This window comes from Granulicella pectinivorans (genome assembly GCF_900114625.1).
Classification (GTDB): Bacteria; Acidobacteriota; Terriglobia; order Terriglobales; family Acidobacteriaceae; genus Edaphobacter; species Edaphobacter pectinivorans.
This window is the reverse complement of record NZ_FOZL01000001.1, coordinates 2,386,120-2,401,538: the sequence shown is the minus strand read 5'-3', so window position 1 is coordinate 2,401,538 and position 15,419 is coordinate 2,386,120. Positions and strand designations below refer to the sequence as shown.

General features: G+C 61.0%; 16 protein-coding genes. 5 read left to right on the top strand and 11 right to left on the bottom strand.

The features are described from left to right. Positions 1 to 5: 5 nt before the first annotated feature. Entirely contained in the window at positions 6 to 1,610 is a 1,605-nt protein-coding gene (locus BM400_RS09610; protein ID WP_245781789.1) for an AsmA family protein, read from the top strand. 5 nt (positions 1,611 to 1,615) lie between these two features. Here BM400_RS09610 and BM400_RS09605 read toward each other — a convergent pair whose 3' ends face one another. The 5 genes from BM400_RS09605 to BM400_RS09585 all read right to left on the bottom strand — a co-directional run bounded on the left by BM400_RS09605 (position 1,616) and on the right by BM400_RS09585 (position 6,105). Continuing rightward, complete coding sequence (locus BM400_RS09605) at positions 1,616 to 1,885, bottom strand: hypothetical protein (protein WP_089838824.1); 270 nt, start codon at positions 1,883 to 1,885, stop codon at positions 1,616 to 1,618. A gap of 93 nt (positions 1,886 to 1,978) precedes the next feature. Continuing rightward, positions 1,979 to 3,217: a vWA domain-containing protein gene (locus BM400_RS09600; RefSeq protein WP_089838822.1), complete on the bottom strand. Its 1,239-nt coding sequence runs from the start codon at positions 3,215 to 3,217 to the stop codon at positions 1,979 to 1,981. Positions 3,218 to 3,350: 133 nt separating this feature from the next. Next, a complete protein-coding gene (locus BM400_RS09595; RefSeq protein ID WP_089841691.1) occupies positions 3,351 to 4,031 on the bottom strand; it encodes a class I SAM-dependent methyltransferase in 681 nt (226 codons plus the stop codon). A gap of 157 nt (positions 4,032 to 4,188) precedes the next feature. After that, positions 4,189 to 5,730, bottom strand: coding sequence for a sigma 54-interacting transcriptional regulator (locus tag BM400_RS09590; RefSeq protein ID WP_089838820.1), 1,542 nt, complete (start codon positions 5,728 to 5,730; stop codon positions 4,189 to 4,191). Between the two features lie 63 nt (positions 5,731 to 5,793). Next, the gene (locus tag BM400_RS09585) at positions 5,794 to 6,105 is read right to left on the bottom strand and encodes a tetratricopeptide repeat protein (RefSeq protein WP_089838818.1); all 312 of its coding nucleotides are present in this window, start codon (positions 6,103 to 6,105) and stop codon (positions 5,794 to 5,796) included. Between the two features lie 23 nt (positions 6,106 to 6,128). Between BM400_RS09585 and BM400_RS09580 the strand changes: the two genes are divergently transcribed. After that, the gene (locus BM400_RS09580) at positions 6,129 to 6,650 is read left to right on the top strand and encodes an acyl-CoA thioesterase (RefSeq protein ID WP_089838816.1); all 522 of its coding nucleotides are present in this window, start codon (positions 6,129 to 6,131) and stop codon (positions 6,648 to 6,650) included. A 30-nt stretch (positions 6,651 to 6,680) separates the two neighbouring features. On the opposite strand, the gene BM400_RS22030 is transcribed toward BM400_RS09580, so the two are convergent. From BM400_RS22030 to BM400_RS09565, 4 genes are read right to left on the bottom strand one after another with little or no spacing between them, the layout of a single operon-like run. After that, positions 6,681 to 6,851 carry a hypothetical protein gene (locus tag BM400_RS22030; RefSeq protein ID WP_175528946.1) on the bottom strand — a complete coding sequence of 57 codons (171 nt, stop codon included), beginning with the start codon at positions 6,849 to 6,851 and terminating at the stop codon, positions 6,681 to 6,683. Positions 6,852 to 6,882: 31 nt separating this feature from the next. Next, positions 6,883 to 7,818: a hypothetical protein gene (locus BM400_RS09575; RefSeq protein WP_089838813.1), complete on the bottom strand. Its 936-nt coding sequence runs from the start codon at positions 7,816 to 7,818 to the stop codon at positions 6,883 to 6,885. After that, a complete protein-coding gene (gene leuS / locus BM400_RS09570; RefSeq protein WP_089838811.1) occupies positions 7,818 to 10,334 on the bottom strand; it encodes a leucine--tRNA ligase in 2,517 nt (838 codons plus the stop codon). Before leuS ends, BM400_RS09575 begins: the two co-directional genes overlap by 1 nt. A 25-nt stretch (positions 10,335 to 10,359) precedes the next feature. Then, positions 10,360 to 11,094, bottom strand: a complete 735-nt coding sequence (locus BM400_RS09565) for a hypothetical protein (protein WP_089838810.1) — start codon at positions 11,092 to 11,094, stop codon at positions 10,360 to 10,362. 90 nt (positions 11,095 to 11,184) lie between these two features. Between BM400_RS09565 and BM400_RS09560 the strand changes: the two genes are divergently transcribed. Further along, entirely contained in the window at positions 11,185 to 11,910 is a 726-nt protein-coding gene (locus BM400_RS09560) for an ROK family protein (protein WP_089838807.1), read from the top strand. A gap of 177 nt (positions 11,911 to 12,087) precedes the next feature. Here BM400_RS09560 and BM400_RS09555 read toward each other — a convergent pair whose 3' ends face one another. Beyond that, on the bottom strand, positions 12,088 to 12,951 hold the full coding sequence (locus tag BM400_RS09555) for a deoxyribonuclease IV (protein WP_089838805.1): 864 nt from the start codon (positions 12,949 to 12,951) through the stop codon (positions 12,088 to 12,090). Between the two features lie 139 nt (positions 12,952 to 13,090). Between BM400_RS09555 and BM400_RS09550 the strand changes: the two genes are divergently transcribed. Together BM400_RS09550 and BM400_RS22025 are read left to right on the top strand one after the other, a co-directional pair. Further along, the gene (locus tag BM400_RS09550; protein ID WP_089838803.1) at positions 13,091 to 13,516 is read left to right on the top strand and encodes a DUF6526 family protein; all 426 of its coding nucleotides are present in this window, start codon (positions 13,091 to 13,093) and stop codon (positions 13,514 to 13,516) included. A 361-nt stretch (positions 13,517 to 13,877) separates the two neighbouring features. Then, positions 13,878 to 14,039, top strand: a complete 162-nt coding sequence (locus BM400_RS22025; RefSeq protein WP_175528945.1) for a hypothetical protein — start codon at positions 13,878 to 13,880, stop codon at positions 14,037 to 14,039. A gap of 80 nt (positions 14,040 to 14,119) precedes the next feature. Here BM400_RS22025 and BM400_RS09545 read toward each other — a convergent pair whose 3' ends face one another. Then, positions 14,120 to 15,262: a diflavin oxidoreductase gene (locus tag BM400_RS09545; protein WP_089838801.1), complete on the bottom strand. Its 1,143-nt coding sequence runs from the start codon at positions 15,260 to 15,262 to the stop codon at positions 14,120 to 14,122. Positions 15,263 to 15,419: the final 157 nt, after the last annotated feature.

Sequence of the window (15,419 nt, the reverse complement as noted above, 5' to 3'; positions counted from 1 at the left end):
AATCGATGCCTAATCGCAAGCCAAACTCTCTCCCCAGGCGCATCCTCATGATTGTGCTCGTCGTTGTCTCGCTCGTCGCCATCGCCCTCGCCATCACGGCGTACATCGTCCTCCATCGAGCCAGCCCTATCCTCAAGGGGCGCGTCATCCAGACCCTCGAGACCTACTTCCACGGCAACGTCGAGCTCGGCACCTTCGAGGTCTCCATCCTCAACGGCCTCGACGTCTCAGGCACCAACCTCCGCATCTACGCGCCCGACGACGTCGTTGCCGCCGGAGCCACCGCCCCCATCATCACCGTCGGCAACTTCGCCTTCCACGCCGATATCCGTGCCCTCCTCGAGCACCCCACGCGCATCCACTCCGTCCGCGTCTCCGGCCTCGAAGTCCGCATCCCCCCGCGCCAGCAGCGCAACGCCGCTCCCAGGACCGAGAAGAAGCCCCACAGGATCGAGATCGCCGCCGACGAGATCGAGTTCACCGACTCCCGTCTCATCATCGTCAACGGCAACCCCAACAAGCCCGACAAGGACTTCGAGCTCAAACACATCCTCCTCAAGAACTTCGGACCCGGCTCCCCCTCCAACTACGAGGCCACCCTCACCAACGCCATCCCCAAAGGCGAGATCCACACCACCGGCACCTTCGGCCCCTGGAATGCCGAATCCCCCGGCGACTCCCCCGTCACCGGCATCTACCGCTTCGATCACGCCGACCTCAACACCATCAAGGGCATCGGCGGCATCCTCAACTCCACCGGAAAGTTCTCAGGCCAGCTCAACCACATCGTCGCCGACGGCACCGCCCACGTCCCCGACTTCACCCTCGACTCCGCCAACCACCCCATGCCGCTCACGACCGCCTTCCACGTCATCGTCGACGGCCTCACCGGCGACACCTATCTCCAGCCCGTCCAGGCCACCCTCGGTCGCTCCAACTTCACCTGCACCGGCTCCGTCGTCAACATCAAGGGCGTCGGCCACACCATCGACCTCGACATCCACGTCCCCGCCGGCCACCTCGAAGACTTCCTCCAGCTAGCCGTCAAAACCCGCCCGCCCGTCATGACCGCCACCCTCGGCATGAACACGCACCTGCATATCCGCCCCGGCAAGGACAGCGTCACCCACAAGCTCTCCCTAGAAAAGGGCACCTTCTCCATGTCGAACATTCACTTCACCAACCCCAAAACGCAGGACAAGGTCGACGAACTCAGCGCCCGTGCCTCCGCGCGCCCCGAAGACGCCCACCCCGGCGCCGACGACGTCCTCTCCCACATGACCGGCACCTTCACCCTCGGCGCGGCCAAACTCACCATCCCCACCCTCGACTACCGTCTACCCGGAGCCACCGCCCACCTCACCGGCGTCTACTCCCTCGACGGTGAGCAGTTCGAGTTCGCCGGCAAAGTCCGCACCGACGCCAGGGTCTCGCAGATGATCAAACCCGGCTGGAAGTCCACCCTGCTGAAGCTGGCCGATCCCTTCTTCGCCAAAAACGGAGCCGGAGCCGAGATCCCGGTCAAGATCTCAGGCACCAAGGAGGCCCCCCACTTCGGCCTAGACTTCGGCAGCAAAACGGAGAAGCGCCTCGAAGGCGCCAAAAGATAATCGGCTTATTCCAAACCGACGGTCCCGCTGTCCGGAATCGTCGTCCCTGAAAAGTCCCGTACCGCCGGCGCACACAGCACCTCAAACCACCGGCTCACATACACCTGCGCATGCGCTTCCCCGCAGTAATGCCGCGCCCCGCGCGCATTCGCGGTCTCGGTATCCCAACGCTGCACCTTCAGCTCAGTGGGACCGCACTGAATCACAAACCAGTGGGTAGGGTTGGTCGAGGTGATCCCACAGACATCGCAACGGTATTCCTGAAGAGTCGACATAGATGCGTTCAGCATACAACAAACAAAAGAGGCCAAAGCAAAAAGCCCTGGCCTCTTTTCCCGCTTTTTCCCCACACTCTGTCGCCTGTTCGATCAATGCACCGTCTTCATCCGCCGCGACATAAAGTCCATCAACAGATAGCTCCCCAGGTTCTCCGGAGTCGTAAAATAGGCCTTCCCGCGGCACATCGCGCTCACCTTCTGCACAAACTGCACCAGTTGAAAGTCGCTCGCCAGCATGAACGTGTTGATCATGATGTTCGACCGCTTGCACCGCGCCACCTCTTCCAGCGTCTCCGAGATCACCAGCGGATCGAGCCCAAACGCATTCTTATAAATCCGCCCATCCGGCAGCGTCAGCGCGCTCGGCTTGCCGTCGGTAATCATCACAATCTGCTTCATATCCTTCGTCTGCCGCGCCAGAATCCTCTGCGCCATCCGCAGGCCTTCCCGCGTATTCGTATAATGCGGCCCCACCTTCACCCGCGACAACTGCCCGATCGGAATCTCCTCCGCCGAGTCGTGGAACAGCACCAGGTTGATCGTATCCCCCGGAAACTGCGTCCGAATCAGGTGCGCCAGAGCCATCGCCACCCGCTTCGCCGGCGTAAACCGGTCTTCCCCATACAGAATCATCGAGTGCGAGCAGTCCAGCAGCACCACCGTCGCGCACGACGACTGATAATCAGACTGATGCACATGCAGATCCTGATACTCCAGATTCAGCACCCCCGGCCCACTCGCCGACACATTGAAACCCTCACGCGCAAACACACTCGAGAGCGTAGCTGTGATATCCAGGTTCAGATTGTCACCAAACTCATACATCTTCGAAGACCCATTCGTCTCCACACCTGAAGCCTCGTGCCGCGTGTCATGCCGCCCCAGGTTCGACTTCCCTAGCGGCCCCAGCAGATCCCGCAGAGCCTTGTACCCCAGGAAGTCCATGCCCTTGTCCGTCACCTCGAACTTGGCATTCGTCTCCCCTTCACCCTCTCCGCCCTCGCCCTGCTCCGGCATCTCGGCGTTGATGAAGTTTTGCTCCTGCATCTTCTGGATAATCTGGTCGATCAGCTCCTCGACCTGCTCCTCGTTCAGCGCCTCATACTTCTCCTGCGCCTCCTCGTCGAACAGCTCGCCCGAATCCAGCGCCTGACGGATTGCATCGCGCAGGTTCTCCATCGTCTGCTCGCCGTCAAAGTCCTGGAACCGCGAAAGCGGATCCTGGAAGCCGGAGTCCAGCAAAAAGTCCGAAAGCGCCTGCATCAGGTCTTCCAACCCGAACGCCGAAGCCAGATCACCCGTAAATTTCGTATACCGTATGCGCTTCATAGGCCTATAGCGATATTAGACTCAGAATCCCGCTACAGGATGCAGTCACCCACCCGTCACCAAACAGACATTCATCCGACAAGAAATCGGGCACCCACATCTTGTTCTCGAGATGTGGGCACCCGTCCTCCACTCAGTCCGCCGCCTTCGTCCCACTCATCACCGCAAAGCAATTGTCCTTGAACCAGAGATCCACATCCCGGAACCCAGCCCGCCGCATCCATCCAAGCTGTTCCCCCACCGGAGCCCGCCGGTCCTCCTTCTGCCGATACAGCGAATCCGCAATCTGCTGCTCGCTCGCACCGTTCGCCCGCACCTGCTCCAGCCACGTCGCCTGATACCGCTCCTCCAGCTTCGCCGAAGGCCCCGCGATATGGTCCGCGTTCACGAACACCCCGTTCGTCCGCAGCATCCCATACACCTTCCCAAACAGCAGCTTCTTCCCCTCATCCTCCAGATGATGAATCGACAGAGCCGACGCCACCGAACACACATCCTCCGGCAAACTGTCCTTCAAATAATCCGCCTGATGATAGAACACCCGGTCGTCGGAGCCCATCCGTTCCCGCGCCTTGTCCAGCATGGGAGCCGAAAAATCCACCAGGTGCAGCTCCGCCTCCGGAAACCGCTCCCGGATCAGGATGCTCAACAACCCCGACCCCGCCCCAAGGTCCACGATCCTCTTTGCCTTCCGCGGAATCAGATCAATCGCCCATTGATAGAACCTTCCACATCCCGGAATCAGCTTCGCCCGGTCAACGTCGTACGTGGAGGCAGTCGTGTCGAAGACGGTCTTGGTATTGTTCTCTCTCATGCATCCAACATAAGAGAAACGCATACTAACTTCCATCTTCATAAGAAAGTTCAATAACCGTATCGACGAGCCAGCAAATGGAAAGGCCTGGCAATCGGCCAGGCCTTTCTATGTCCTTCTCCCGCTTTTATCGTTGAGAGCCTGGTTACGCCTTGTTCTAGTTGAAGCCTCGACGCGTCCGGTTCCGAGCCGCCTCATCCCGTTCCTTATCCCGCATCTTCTCCGCATACTGAGCCGCCTGGTCCACCCGAGACTTCTTCTCCGCCGCCGTAAACGCCCGCTCCTCGGTCCGCGAAAGCCGCTTATGCGCCGTCATGCCTTCCAGCAGAAACTCAGCCGCACTCACCGAAATCTCCGCCGGCGAATTCTTCTCCAGCTTCAGCGGTCCCAGCTTCTCGAACAACCCCTGAATCTGCTTCAGCTCCGCAATCGAGTCCTTGGCCGAGTGGTCATCCGTCAGCGCCACCGTGCCACCCAGATTGAACCACTGCTCGATCTGCTGCGTGTTCGTGTCGGCAAAGTACTGGTCGAACACATTCACCACCGCCTGCCGGATAATCTCGCGAATGACGGTGTCCGCCCCGCGCATCTCGCCTTCATACTCCAGCTCGATCTTGCCCGAGATCCCCGGCAGCGCCGCGATAATATCCGCGATCCGCGGCACCGCCAGCGTCTCCCCATGCAGAAGCGCCCTGCGCTCCGCGTTCGAGATCACCAGCTCCATCGTAGAGATCGGCAGCCGCTGCGACACGCCGCTCCGCTTATCGACCTTCTTGTCCTCACGAGCAGCAAACGCGACGGTCTCAACAACCTGCGAGATGTAATAAGGCACATGCAGCGCAATCTCGCCACCCCGCGCCGACCACGCCTCCTGCTGGGTAATCGCAATCGCCTCGTCGATCGACTCCGGATAGTGCGTCCGAATCTCCGACCCGATACGATCCTTCAGCGGCGTCACAATCTTGCCGCGCGCCGTGTAGTCCTCAGGATTGGCCGAGAAAACCACCGCCACATCCAACGGCAAACGCACCGGATATCCTTTGATCTGGATATCCCCTTCCTGCATGATATTGAACAATGCCACCTGGATCTTCCCCGCCAGATCCGGCACCTCGTTGATCGCAAAGATCCCGCGATTCGCCCGAGGCAGCAATCCATAGTGCATCGTCAACTCGGAGCCCAGGTCCTCACCCGACCGCGCCGCCTTGATCGGATCGATATCGCCGACAAGATCAGCCACGGTCACATCCGGCGTAGCCAGCTTTTCGACATACCGCTGGTCCGGCGTCAGCCACGCAATCGGCGTGTCCTCACCATGCTTCGCGATCAGATTCTTCGCAAACTGCGACAGAGGAGCATACGGATTATCCCGCAGCTCCGAACCCGCCACATACGGCAGCGCCGGATCGAGCAGCGTCGTCAAAGCCCGCAGAATCCGTGACTTCGCCTGCCCGCGCAGACCCAGCAGAATGAAGTTGTGCTTAGAAAGCACCGCGTTCACAATCTGCGGAACAACGGTGTCTTCATACCCAATCACGCCCGGAAACAGCGGCTCCTTCACCGGGCCAGCGGCATTCGCACGCAGTCGGGCGATCAGGTTCTCGCGCAGCTCGTCCTTGACCGTGCGGGCCATCCTGGCCGGGGTGTATTCACTGTTGCGGAGTGCGCCAAGCGTAGTCGGAAGAGTCGTGTTCGCCATGTGTGAAGTATAGATGTCCCAGCCGCCCCAAAGTTGCGGCCCGCGAACCGGCGTTCACACCACTCAAATTGAAAGATCATCCTTCAACGCCTGCATCTCCGCCGCCGCATGCCCATTGCCCGTCCGCGCCGCTGCCGCCAGCCCAGCCTCCAGCCACGTCACCGCCTCGGACGACCGTCCCATCTTCGCCAGCAACTGACCCGCCATCTGGTACCCAGGCACATAGTCCGGGTTCGCATCCCGCAGCTTTCCAAACTCCGCCAGCGCCGCATCCGGCTGCCCCGCCTCCGAGTAAGCCATTGCCAGCCCATACCGCGCAAACGCATCGTTCGGTGCCTGCGTCAGAATCTCCGTCAACATTGCAATCCTGTCCATGTCCCTAAGTCTAAACTGGAAGCATGATCGAGCAGCCCGTCTCCCGCACCGTCGCCGAATCTCAGTCCGAGCGCACCGAAATCGTCTTCCCCGCCGACTCCAACGCCCTCGGCAACCTCTTCGGCGGACGCCTCATGCAGTACATCGACCTCGTCGGCGCCATGGCCGCCAGCCGCCACGCCCGGGCCATCACCGTCACGGCCTCCATGGACCACCTCGACTTCGTAGCCCCCGTCCGCGTCGGCGAACTCCTCATCCTCAAGGCCAGCGTCAACCGCGCCTTCAAGTCGTCGATGGAGGTCGGCGTCCGCGTCATGGTGGAAGACGTCGAGCAACAGCATCTCCGCCACGTCTCCTCCGCCTACCTCACCTTCGTTGCCGTCAATCGCGACGGCACCAGGCTCATCGTCCCGCAGGTCATCCCCGAAACCGAGCACCAGAAGCGCCGCTACGAAGATGCCGGCCGACGCCGCGAGATGCGCTCCGGAGAGACCCTCAGAAAAAAAGAGCTTCGCGCCGCCCTCACCCCCGAGTGGCACTATTGAAGAAGAAACACGGAGTTTGTCTGTCTTTCTTTAGCTCTTGTCCCGCTGCCGGGTATTCTGCACACCCATCAGAATCCCCATCCCCACCAGAATGATCGCACCAGCACCGATGTAGGCCTGCGGAATGTGCATGATGTGCGCCAGATAAACCAGCCCGATAATCATGATGGCAAAACCCAACGCGTAAATTCCAAAGGACATGTCGATCTCCGGGAGGCAAAAGTGCCTGTATTCACCGTGAGATGCCGTTTCCGCCCAACTCGTTCGTCTGAAAGGTCCGCCAAAGTTCCAGGTACGCCACCAGCCGCGCCACATGGAAGAAGTCCGACCCGACAAAGTAAAGCAGCGAAACGCCCGCGCACCAAATCACCATGAATCCCGTCGTCGTTACGCTCTCAAACGGCAGCGGGCAGGCCGAGAACACCATCCCCAGCACAATCAGCGCGATCTTCACGATCCCCATCACCAGGTTGATCTCCACTAGCTTCGACCGCAGCTCCCCCACCCGGAACGCCGCCCGCAAGCTGTCGACAACACCCAGACCCCGCAGCATGGCCAGCAGCGGAGCCACGCTCAGCGCCCAGCTTCCCACGCCCCAAAGCACGAACAGGCCCAGCGTCGTCACAATCGACGCGGCACAATACCCCACCAGATTCGGCTCCTGCCCCGCCGCCACCGGCCGCACGATCGTCGCGCCCGCCGCCGCCTCCAGCAGCACAAACCAGATCCAGAAGCTCACCGCCAGCGCCCCCATCCGGATCGCCTGGAGCACCATCACTGTCCCCACCCGGGACTGCAGCCGCGAATCAGCCCGCCGCAGCATCCACGTCCGCCCCACCGACGAAACCACAATCCACACCACCACCAGCACCGGAGCCAGCCACCGCAGCACAGCCGAGACCGGCGGCGCCACCAAAGCGATCGCCTGACCCAGCGTATTCGCCGCAGCCATCGGATCGAGGATCGTCATCCCCTGCAACGCGCCCCAATCCACGCCCGCCGCCATCACCACCGGATACACCCAGTGCCACACACTCCAAAGCGCCGGCACCCCATACACCCAGCGCCAAAGCACCTCCAGCGCCGTCAGCGAAGGCCGATGCCAGCACTCCGAAAGCGTCCGCACAAACGACTGCGTCCCCCGTACCGGAACTCCCGTGGTCTCCACTACTTCACCACGAGATTGACGAGCCGGCTCTTGACGACGACGACCTTCACCACCGTCTTACCGTCCAACCGCGCCACCACCTTCTCATCCGCCATCGCCGCCGCCTTGATCGTCTCTTCGTCGCTCTCCGCCGGCACCTTCACAACGATCACCAGCTTGCCATTGATCTGCACCGGAATCTCGAGCTCGCTTTCCTTGGCCAGCTCCGCATCTGCCACCGGCCACGTCTGTCGAAAGACAACCCCCGTCCCGCCCAGCTCGGCCCACAATTCAGCCGCCAAAAACGGAGCGAACGGAGCCAGCATCAGCGTCAGGCTCCTGAACACCTCCGCCACCACCGAAGCCGGGATCTCCCCGGAGTCCATCGCCGGCTCCGAAGCCTGAATCTCGTTCACCAGAATCATGATCGAAGCGATGCACGTATTGAAGTGCCAGCGCCCGTCGAAGTCCTGCGTCAGCTTCGCAATCGTCTGGTGCAGCGTCCGCAGCAGCTTCTCGCCGCCAACCGCCGGCCCATCCCCCCGAACGTCCTTGTACTTCGTCGCCAGCCGATACACCCGCGACAAAAACCGGCTCACACCCGCAACGCCATCCTCCTGCCAGTCCAAATCCCGATCCGGCGGCGCCGCGAACAACGCATACATCCGCGTCGCATCCGCGCCATAGCGCTCGATCATCAAGTCCGGGCTCACCACATTGCCCTTGGACTTCGACATCTTCGCGCCATCCTTGATCACCATCCCCTGCGTAAACAGCCGCTCCGCAGGCTCCGAGTTCTCAATCAGCCCAAGGTCCCGCATCACCTTCGTCCAGAACCGCGAATAGATGAGGTGCAGAATCGCATGCTCCACCCCGCCAATGTACTGGTCGATCGGGAACCAGTAGTTCGCCTTCGCCGAATCAAACGGAGCCGAGTCGTTCTTCGCATCCGTATACCGGTAGAAGTACCAGCTCGAATCGACGAACGTGTCCATTGTGTCCGTCTCGCGCTTCGCCGGTCCACCGCACCGCGGACACGTCGTATTCACAAACGCGTCCACCCGCCCCAGCGGCGATCCGCCCTGCTGCGTGATCTCCACCTGCGCCGGCAACAACACCGGCAAGTCCTCCGCACGCAGCGGAATCGGCTCCTCGCCGCACGCAGCGCAGTACACCATCGGGATCGGCGTCCCCCAATACCGCTGGCGGCTCACACCCCAGTCCTTCAACCGATAGGTCGTCGTCTTCTTCCCAAAACCGCCCGCCTCGGCGAACGCAGCCATCTTCTCCTGCGCCTCCAGGCAAGCCTCACCCGACCACGCACCCGAGTCGATCAGCACGCCCTCTTCCTCAGCCAAATACGGCAACGCCAACTCCGCCGTATCCAGGTTCGGAGCGACCACCCGCTTCACGGGCAGCCCATACTTCGTCGCAAACTCAAAGTCCCGCTCATCATGCGCCGGCACGGACATAATCGCGCCCGTCCCGTAGTCCGCAAGGATGTAGTTCGCCACCCAGATCGGCACACGCTCGCCATTGAACGGATTCAACGCAAACCGCCCGGTCGCGCATCCCTTCTTCTCAATCGCACCAAGATCCCCGGCAGCCTTCGCCGCCTTCTGCTCGTCGATCATCGTCTGCACACGCGCCGCAAGCTCTCCATCCGCCTCAGCAAAGGCTGTCGTCAACACATGCTCCGGTGCCAACGCCACCAGCGTCGCCCCAAAGATCGTATCCACCCGCGTCGTAAACACCTTGATCTTCTCGTCCGAACCTTCCACCGCAAAGTCAACAAACGTCCCTTCGCTCCGGCCGATCCAGTTCTTCTGCATGGTCCGAACCTTCTCCGGCCAGCCTTCCATCGTGTCCAACCCATCCAGCAGCTCGTCCGCATACTTCGAGATGCGCAAAAACCACTGCGTCAGATCCCTCTGCTCCACGATCGTCGTCTCATGCCGCCAGCAGCACCCGCCCACCACCTGCTCGTTTGCCAGCACGGTCGCGCACTCCGGACACCAGTTCACCTTGCTCTTCTTCCGGTACGCCAGGCCCGCCTCGAACATCTTCAAAAAGAACCACTGGTTCCACCGGTAGTAATCAGGCAGACACGTCGTCACCTCATTCGCCCAGTCGTAGCTCAGACCGATCCGCCGCATCTGCACCTTCATCGCGGCGATGTTCGCAAGCGTCCACTCCTCCGGCTGCCTCTTGTTCTTCAGCGCGGCGTTCTCAGCCGGCAACCCGAACGCGTCCCACCCCATCGGGTGCAACACATTGCGTCCGCGCATCCACATAAACCGCGCCAGCGCATCGCCAATCGCATAGTTCCGCACATGCCCCATGTGCAACTGCCCACTTGGATACGGCAGCATCTCCAGGCAGTAGTACTTCGCCTTGCCGGAGTCGTGCGCCTCCGCGGCGTAAAGCGCAGGATCGGCGTCCCAGAGAGCCTGCCACCGCGGCTCAATCTCGGCTGGGTTATAACGCAGGGCTTCAACGGGGGAGGCGATATTTTCGGTCTGAATCGTGTCTGACATACTCTTTCGATTGTACTCGGCCAGCCTAGCGAACCGCCTCAGGCGCAGGCAGCACCTGGTATCCCTCAGGCACCTGGAACAGCTTCGGATCCGGCTCGGCAGTACTCAGGTCTCGAAACTCATACTTCCTCAAACCATGGAACGGGCTATCGTCGATGGTGAACAGCGCCAGGTGAAGCCGCGGTGAGTACCAACTTCGGACCGACCATCTGAGGTCTTGATCGTTCCCATCCAGCCCCGCCTTCACCACACGCAGCGCCTCGGTCCCCTCCGTCGGCTCACCCTGGATAAGCTGCCCCTCGATCGGCGTCAGGCGATACTTCAGGCGTTCGTTGGCAGGCCCCAGATACACATCCATGCCCTCAGCCCCCACCTGCCTGTGAGGTGGTTCCACCCTCGGGTCGCCATACAGCCTGACGTAAGCAATCTTGCGGCAGTCGCACCACGATGTGATCGTGCGATGGATAGGATCCCAAACATCGTAGTTGGTGTATTTTTTGCCATCGCGGCGAAGGGCGTCCTTGCTCTCACTGACCTGCTTGTTCCATACCCACCCTTGTCCGTTGCGCGCCGACCAGCTCTCGCTCTCGTGCGCAATCTGCGTGCCATCGGCGAGCTTCTCGTAAGTCGTGGTCACGCGTCGAGCCGAGTACGGTGCCGAAGTAACGATCGTTGGATAAGCCGGTAACCGGCTCTGCGGGAAGGCCACACCCGAAATCGCAAGCACGACTGCAAAACGAAGCGCCGTCCAACGCATCATGCTCCTCCCTGTTCAACGTTTGAAAGCCAGTTTCCTCCCTCCCCCAAAGATTCGCAACACCTATGTGCAGAGTAGAGCATCATAGGGAGCATGAAAGTTCTCATCATCGACATCGGCGGCACGCACATCAAGGTAGCTTCGACGGAAAACCTCGTTCCCATCAAGATCGTCTCCGGCCCCCATATGACGCCCGCGAAGATGGTCGAGCAGGTCAAGGCCGCGACCGCCAAGTGGAGCTACGACGTCGTCACCATCGGCTACCCGGGCCCCGTCGCCCACGAGCGACCCCTCAGCGACCCCTTCAACCTCGGTCCCGGCTGGGTCGACTTCGCCTACCAGAAGCACTTCCCCGGCAAACCCCTCAAGTTCCTCAACGACGCCGCCATGCAGGCGCTCGGAGGCTACAAGGGCGGCCGCATGCTCTTCCTCGGAACCGGCACCGGACTCGGCTCCGCCCTCATCGTCGACGGCACCCTGGTCTCGCTCGAGCTCTCCCACATGCCCTACAAGAACGGCAAGTCCTACGAGGACTACCTCGGTCTGCGCGGCATCGAGGCACGCGGCAAGAAAGCCTGGCGCAAGTCCGTTAAGAAGGTCATCGCCATCCTGCAGGCCGGCATGGTCGCCGACTACGTCCTCCTCGGCGGAGGCAACGCCAAGCTGATGAAGAAGCTCCCCAAGGGCGTCATACTCGGAGCCAACTCCAACGCCATCGACGGCGGCATCGCCATCTGGAAGGACGGCGCAGTCGGCTCGTCGAAGCACCCCTCCCCCAATCAGTATCCCGACACCACCGTCACCGCCAAGCCCAACTAAACGCTCAAGAATCGGGCACCACTCATTGTCTTTGGGATTGCCTTTGCTTTGGGGATGAACATGGGGCTTTAGCCCCACGACAAAAACAAGCAAAAAGAAAGGGGCATCAGCCCCGGGCCCTTGCCGTTGCCTGCCCCTATCCGTCCTTCATCCTTCCGATCCCGGTTACGCCCTGCTTCAACCCGCCGCAAGCGTCCGCAGCACCCCGACATTCCGAGCCTCATCCCCCGGATTGTCCACCGGCGTCTCCGCAATAAACGCGCAATGATCGAACCGCGCGTCATGCAGCAGCTTCCGAAACGCCTCCGCCCCGATCGTCCCTTCGCCGATATGCTCATGCCGGTCCAGCTTCGATCCCATCGCGGCCTTGGCATCGTTGCAATGCCATACCCGCACCGCCTCGAACCCGACCGTCTCCCCCACCAGCTTCATCGTGTCCGCATACCCCTCCGCCGTCACGATGTCGTAGCCCGCCACATGCATATGGCACGTATCGAGACACACCCCCACCGGAGCACACGCCTCCAGCGTAGCCACCAGCTCCGCCACCTGCTCTAAAGATCCACCGAGAGAAAACTCAGCTCCAGCCGTGTTCTCAATCAGAATCTTGAAGTCCTTCCCCTGCCACGCCAGTCCATCGATGGCCTTCTCGATCGACTGCGCCGCCAGCCGCAGGCCCTCATCCCGCGTCAATCCCTTCCAGCTTCCGGGATGCAGCACCAGGTACTCCGCACCCAAAGCCAGCGCCCTCTCGACCTCACCGCGAAACCCGGCGATCCCGTTCACCCGAACGCTCTCGGTCTGGCTGCACAGGTTGATCAGATAGCTCGCATGGATCGAGACCGGCCCAATCCCAAACTCCGCCCGCAGATCCCGCATCTTCGCGGCATCCTCCGGCTTCACATCCGCCGCCTTCCACTGCCGCGGGCTCGAGGAAAAGATCTGAAAGGTATTCGCGCCCGCTTCCACCGCGCGATTTACCGCCATCCACGTACCGCCGGACGTGCCAAGATGCACGCCAATCTTCTTAAGCTTCGACATACAACGAGTTTAAGCCCACCCGCGCCCGCTGCAAACTCCCGCCACCGTTGCAAGCCCAAAGCCAACAGCCAACAGCTCATACAGAAACCCAGCCAACGATCCCCCGGGCGATCCAAGCGAAATCACGTATCATTCGGCCATGCCCGAACAAAGCGCCAAAAGCCACGCCTCCAGCGATCGCCTCTTCATGGCCATCGCCCTCATCCTTGTGATCAACGTCATCTTCGCCTGCGTCCGGGCCTTCCACGTCCGCGACGCCTATGCCATCTACCAGATCCTCGTCGCAGTGGCCTTTGTCATCCTGGCGCTCCGGGTCCGCGGCTACGGCACCAAAAATCAGGACCGCATCATCCGCCTTGAGGAGCAGGTCCGTTACGCCAGGGTCCTTCCCGAGCCCATCCTCACCCGCTCCGCCGCACTCACCCTCGACCAGTACATCGGCCTCCGCTTCGCCTGCGACACCGAACTCGCCGCCCTCGTCGAGCGCACCCTCGCCGAAAATCTAACCCGGAAGCAGATCAAGGAAGCCGTCACCACCTGGCGCCCCGACCACTTCCGCATCTAGGTTCCGACGGAGGTCTTCGGAGAGATGTCCTCCCGCATCCACACAAAGTCCACATCGTGGCCACGTTTTCCATGCAAAAAACCACGTTTTACCGGCCCCAAAATCGCAGGTAAAACCCGGAGAAACCCAAAGAAACAGGCATAAAACCCGAAAATGCACCACAAAACCCCACAAATGCCGAAGTTTAGACCAATTCCAGACCATTTCTGAAAAATCGCGCGGCGAGAGGTCTAACCTCTTCGATCCCCCAAACGTGTCATCGCGCACCCCAAAAGCCGCAGGACGTAACCCCCGATGTGGCATTTTCCTTTCCTCCGGACGGACCTAGGATCAGTCCTGTCAGCACTAGGAGGAGAAGCAAATGCCCGCCATCCACCGTCTCGAAGCCCGCACCACCAGCCACTCGCTCCGCCTCGCCTGCCTCGCCGCCAACCGTACCGTGGCCGTCGTCCGCAGCTTCGCCGAGACCCTCTTCGACGGCAACGACTTCGGTGGTCCCAGCCCCATGGCGGTGCAGGCATGAGCGCCAACCGCGCCCTTAAACACCAGAGGCACCACGGTTTATTCGTGGTGCCTCTCGGTGCTCCTATCGGAAGACGCGCTCTAGTAAACGTCCCTCTGGTACCGTTTGTCCTTCTTCATCTGCGCGAGGTACTCGTTCGCGTGGTCCAGCGTACCGTTCGAACCTTTGGCAATCGCATCGAGCAGAGCCAGCTCCACATCCTTCGCCATACGGCTCGCGTCGCCGCAGACGTAGAAGTAGGCACCTTCCTCCAGCCACGCAAACAGCTCGGCAGCGTGCTCCGCGATACGGTCCTGGACGTAAACCTTCTTCGCCTGATCCCGGGAAAACGCCGTGTCGAGACGCGTGAGAAGGCCGTCCTTGTGCATCCCCTCAAGCTGGTCCTGGTAAAGAAAATCTAGCGCCTTCCGCTGCTCGCCGAAGAACAACCAGTTCTTCCCCGTCTCGCCCTTCACCTGGCGCTCCTCGAGGAACGCGCGGAACGGCGCGATACCGGTTCCGGGACCAACCATGATCACCGGCTTCGTCGTGTCCTCAGGCAGCCGGAACTGACCGTTTGCATGCAGGAAGATCGGGATCTTCGCACCGACAGGCCCGCGCTCGCCAAGGTGGCCGCTGCACAATCCCTGCCGCTCCTTGCCATGCGACTCGTACCGAACCACACGCACGGTCGTCTCCACCATGCCAGGATGCGCCAGAAGGCTCGAGGCGATCGAATACATCCGCGGCGTCAACCGGGCAACCACCTGGAAGAGCTGTTGCGGATTCGTGATGATCCCGGGAAAGTCCGTGACCAGATCGACCAGTTCGCGGCCATAGGCGTACTCCTCAGCGCGAGCCTTGTTATCCGGTCCGACCATTGCCTGCAGTCCCTCGACAGAAGGATCAAGCTTCGCCAACTGCAAAATCGAGCTACGCGTAAGAACACCAATCTGCAACCGCGTGCGCACAGCTTCGAGAAGAGAGATCTCGACCTTGTAGTGGTCCAACACGCGCTCTTCGCCGGTGAACCCAAGGGCCTTCAGGATCTCTTCGACGGCGGCATCGCGGTTAGTGGGCAGAATGCCAACGGCGTCGCCCGGAACGTACTCCATGCCCTCATCGAGGGTCAGTTCGATATGACGGGTTTCTTTTTCCGATCCCTCTGCAGTCAGCAGCCTATTGACGGTGATTTCGGATAGAAACGGATTATTCCGTGTGTACTTCGCGTTCGCTTCGCTCATCTCTATAGCTTAAATGGATTTTCGTTTCGGTGAAACCCATGAGCACCGAAGAGCGTCCCAAAGCTGTAGCCATTTCTCCTAGACTGAGTTATCTCCCCGGTTCTCTCCACACTCGAGAGCGCACGACGAAAAGCACGATTCATTCGGATCCCCGCAC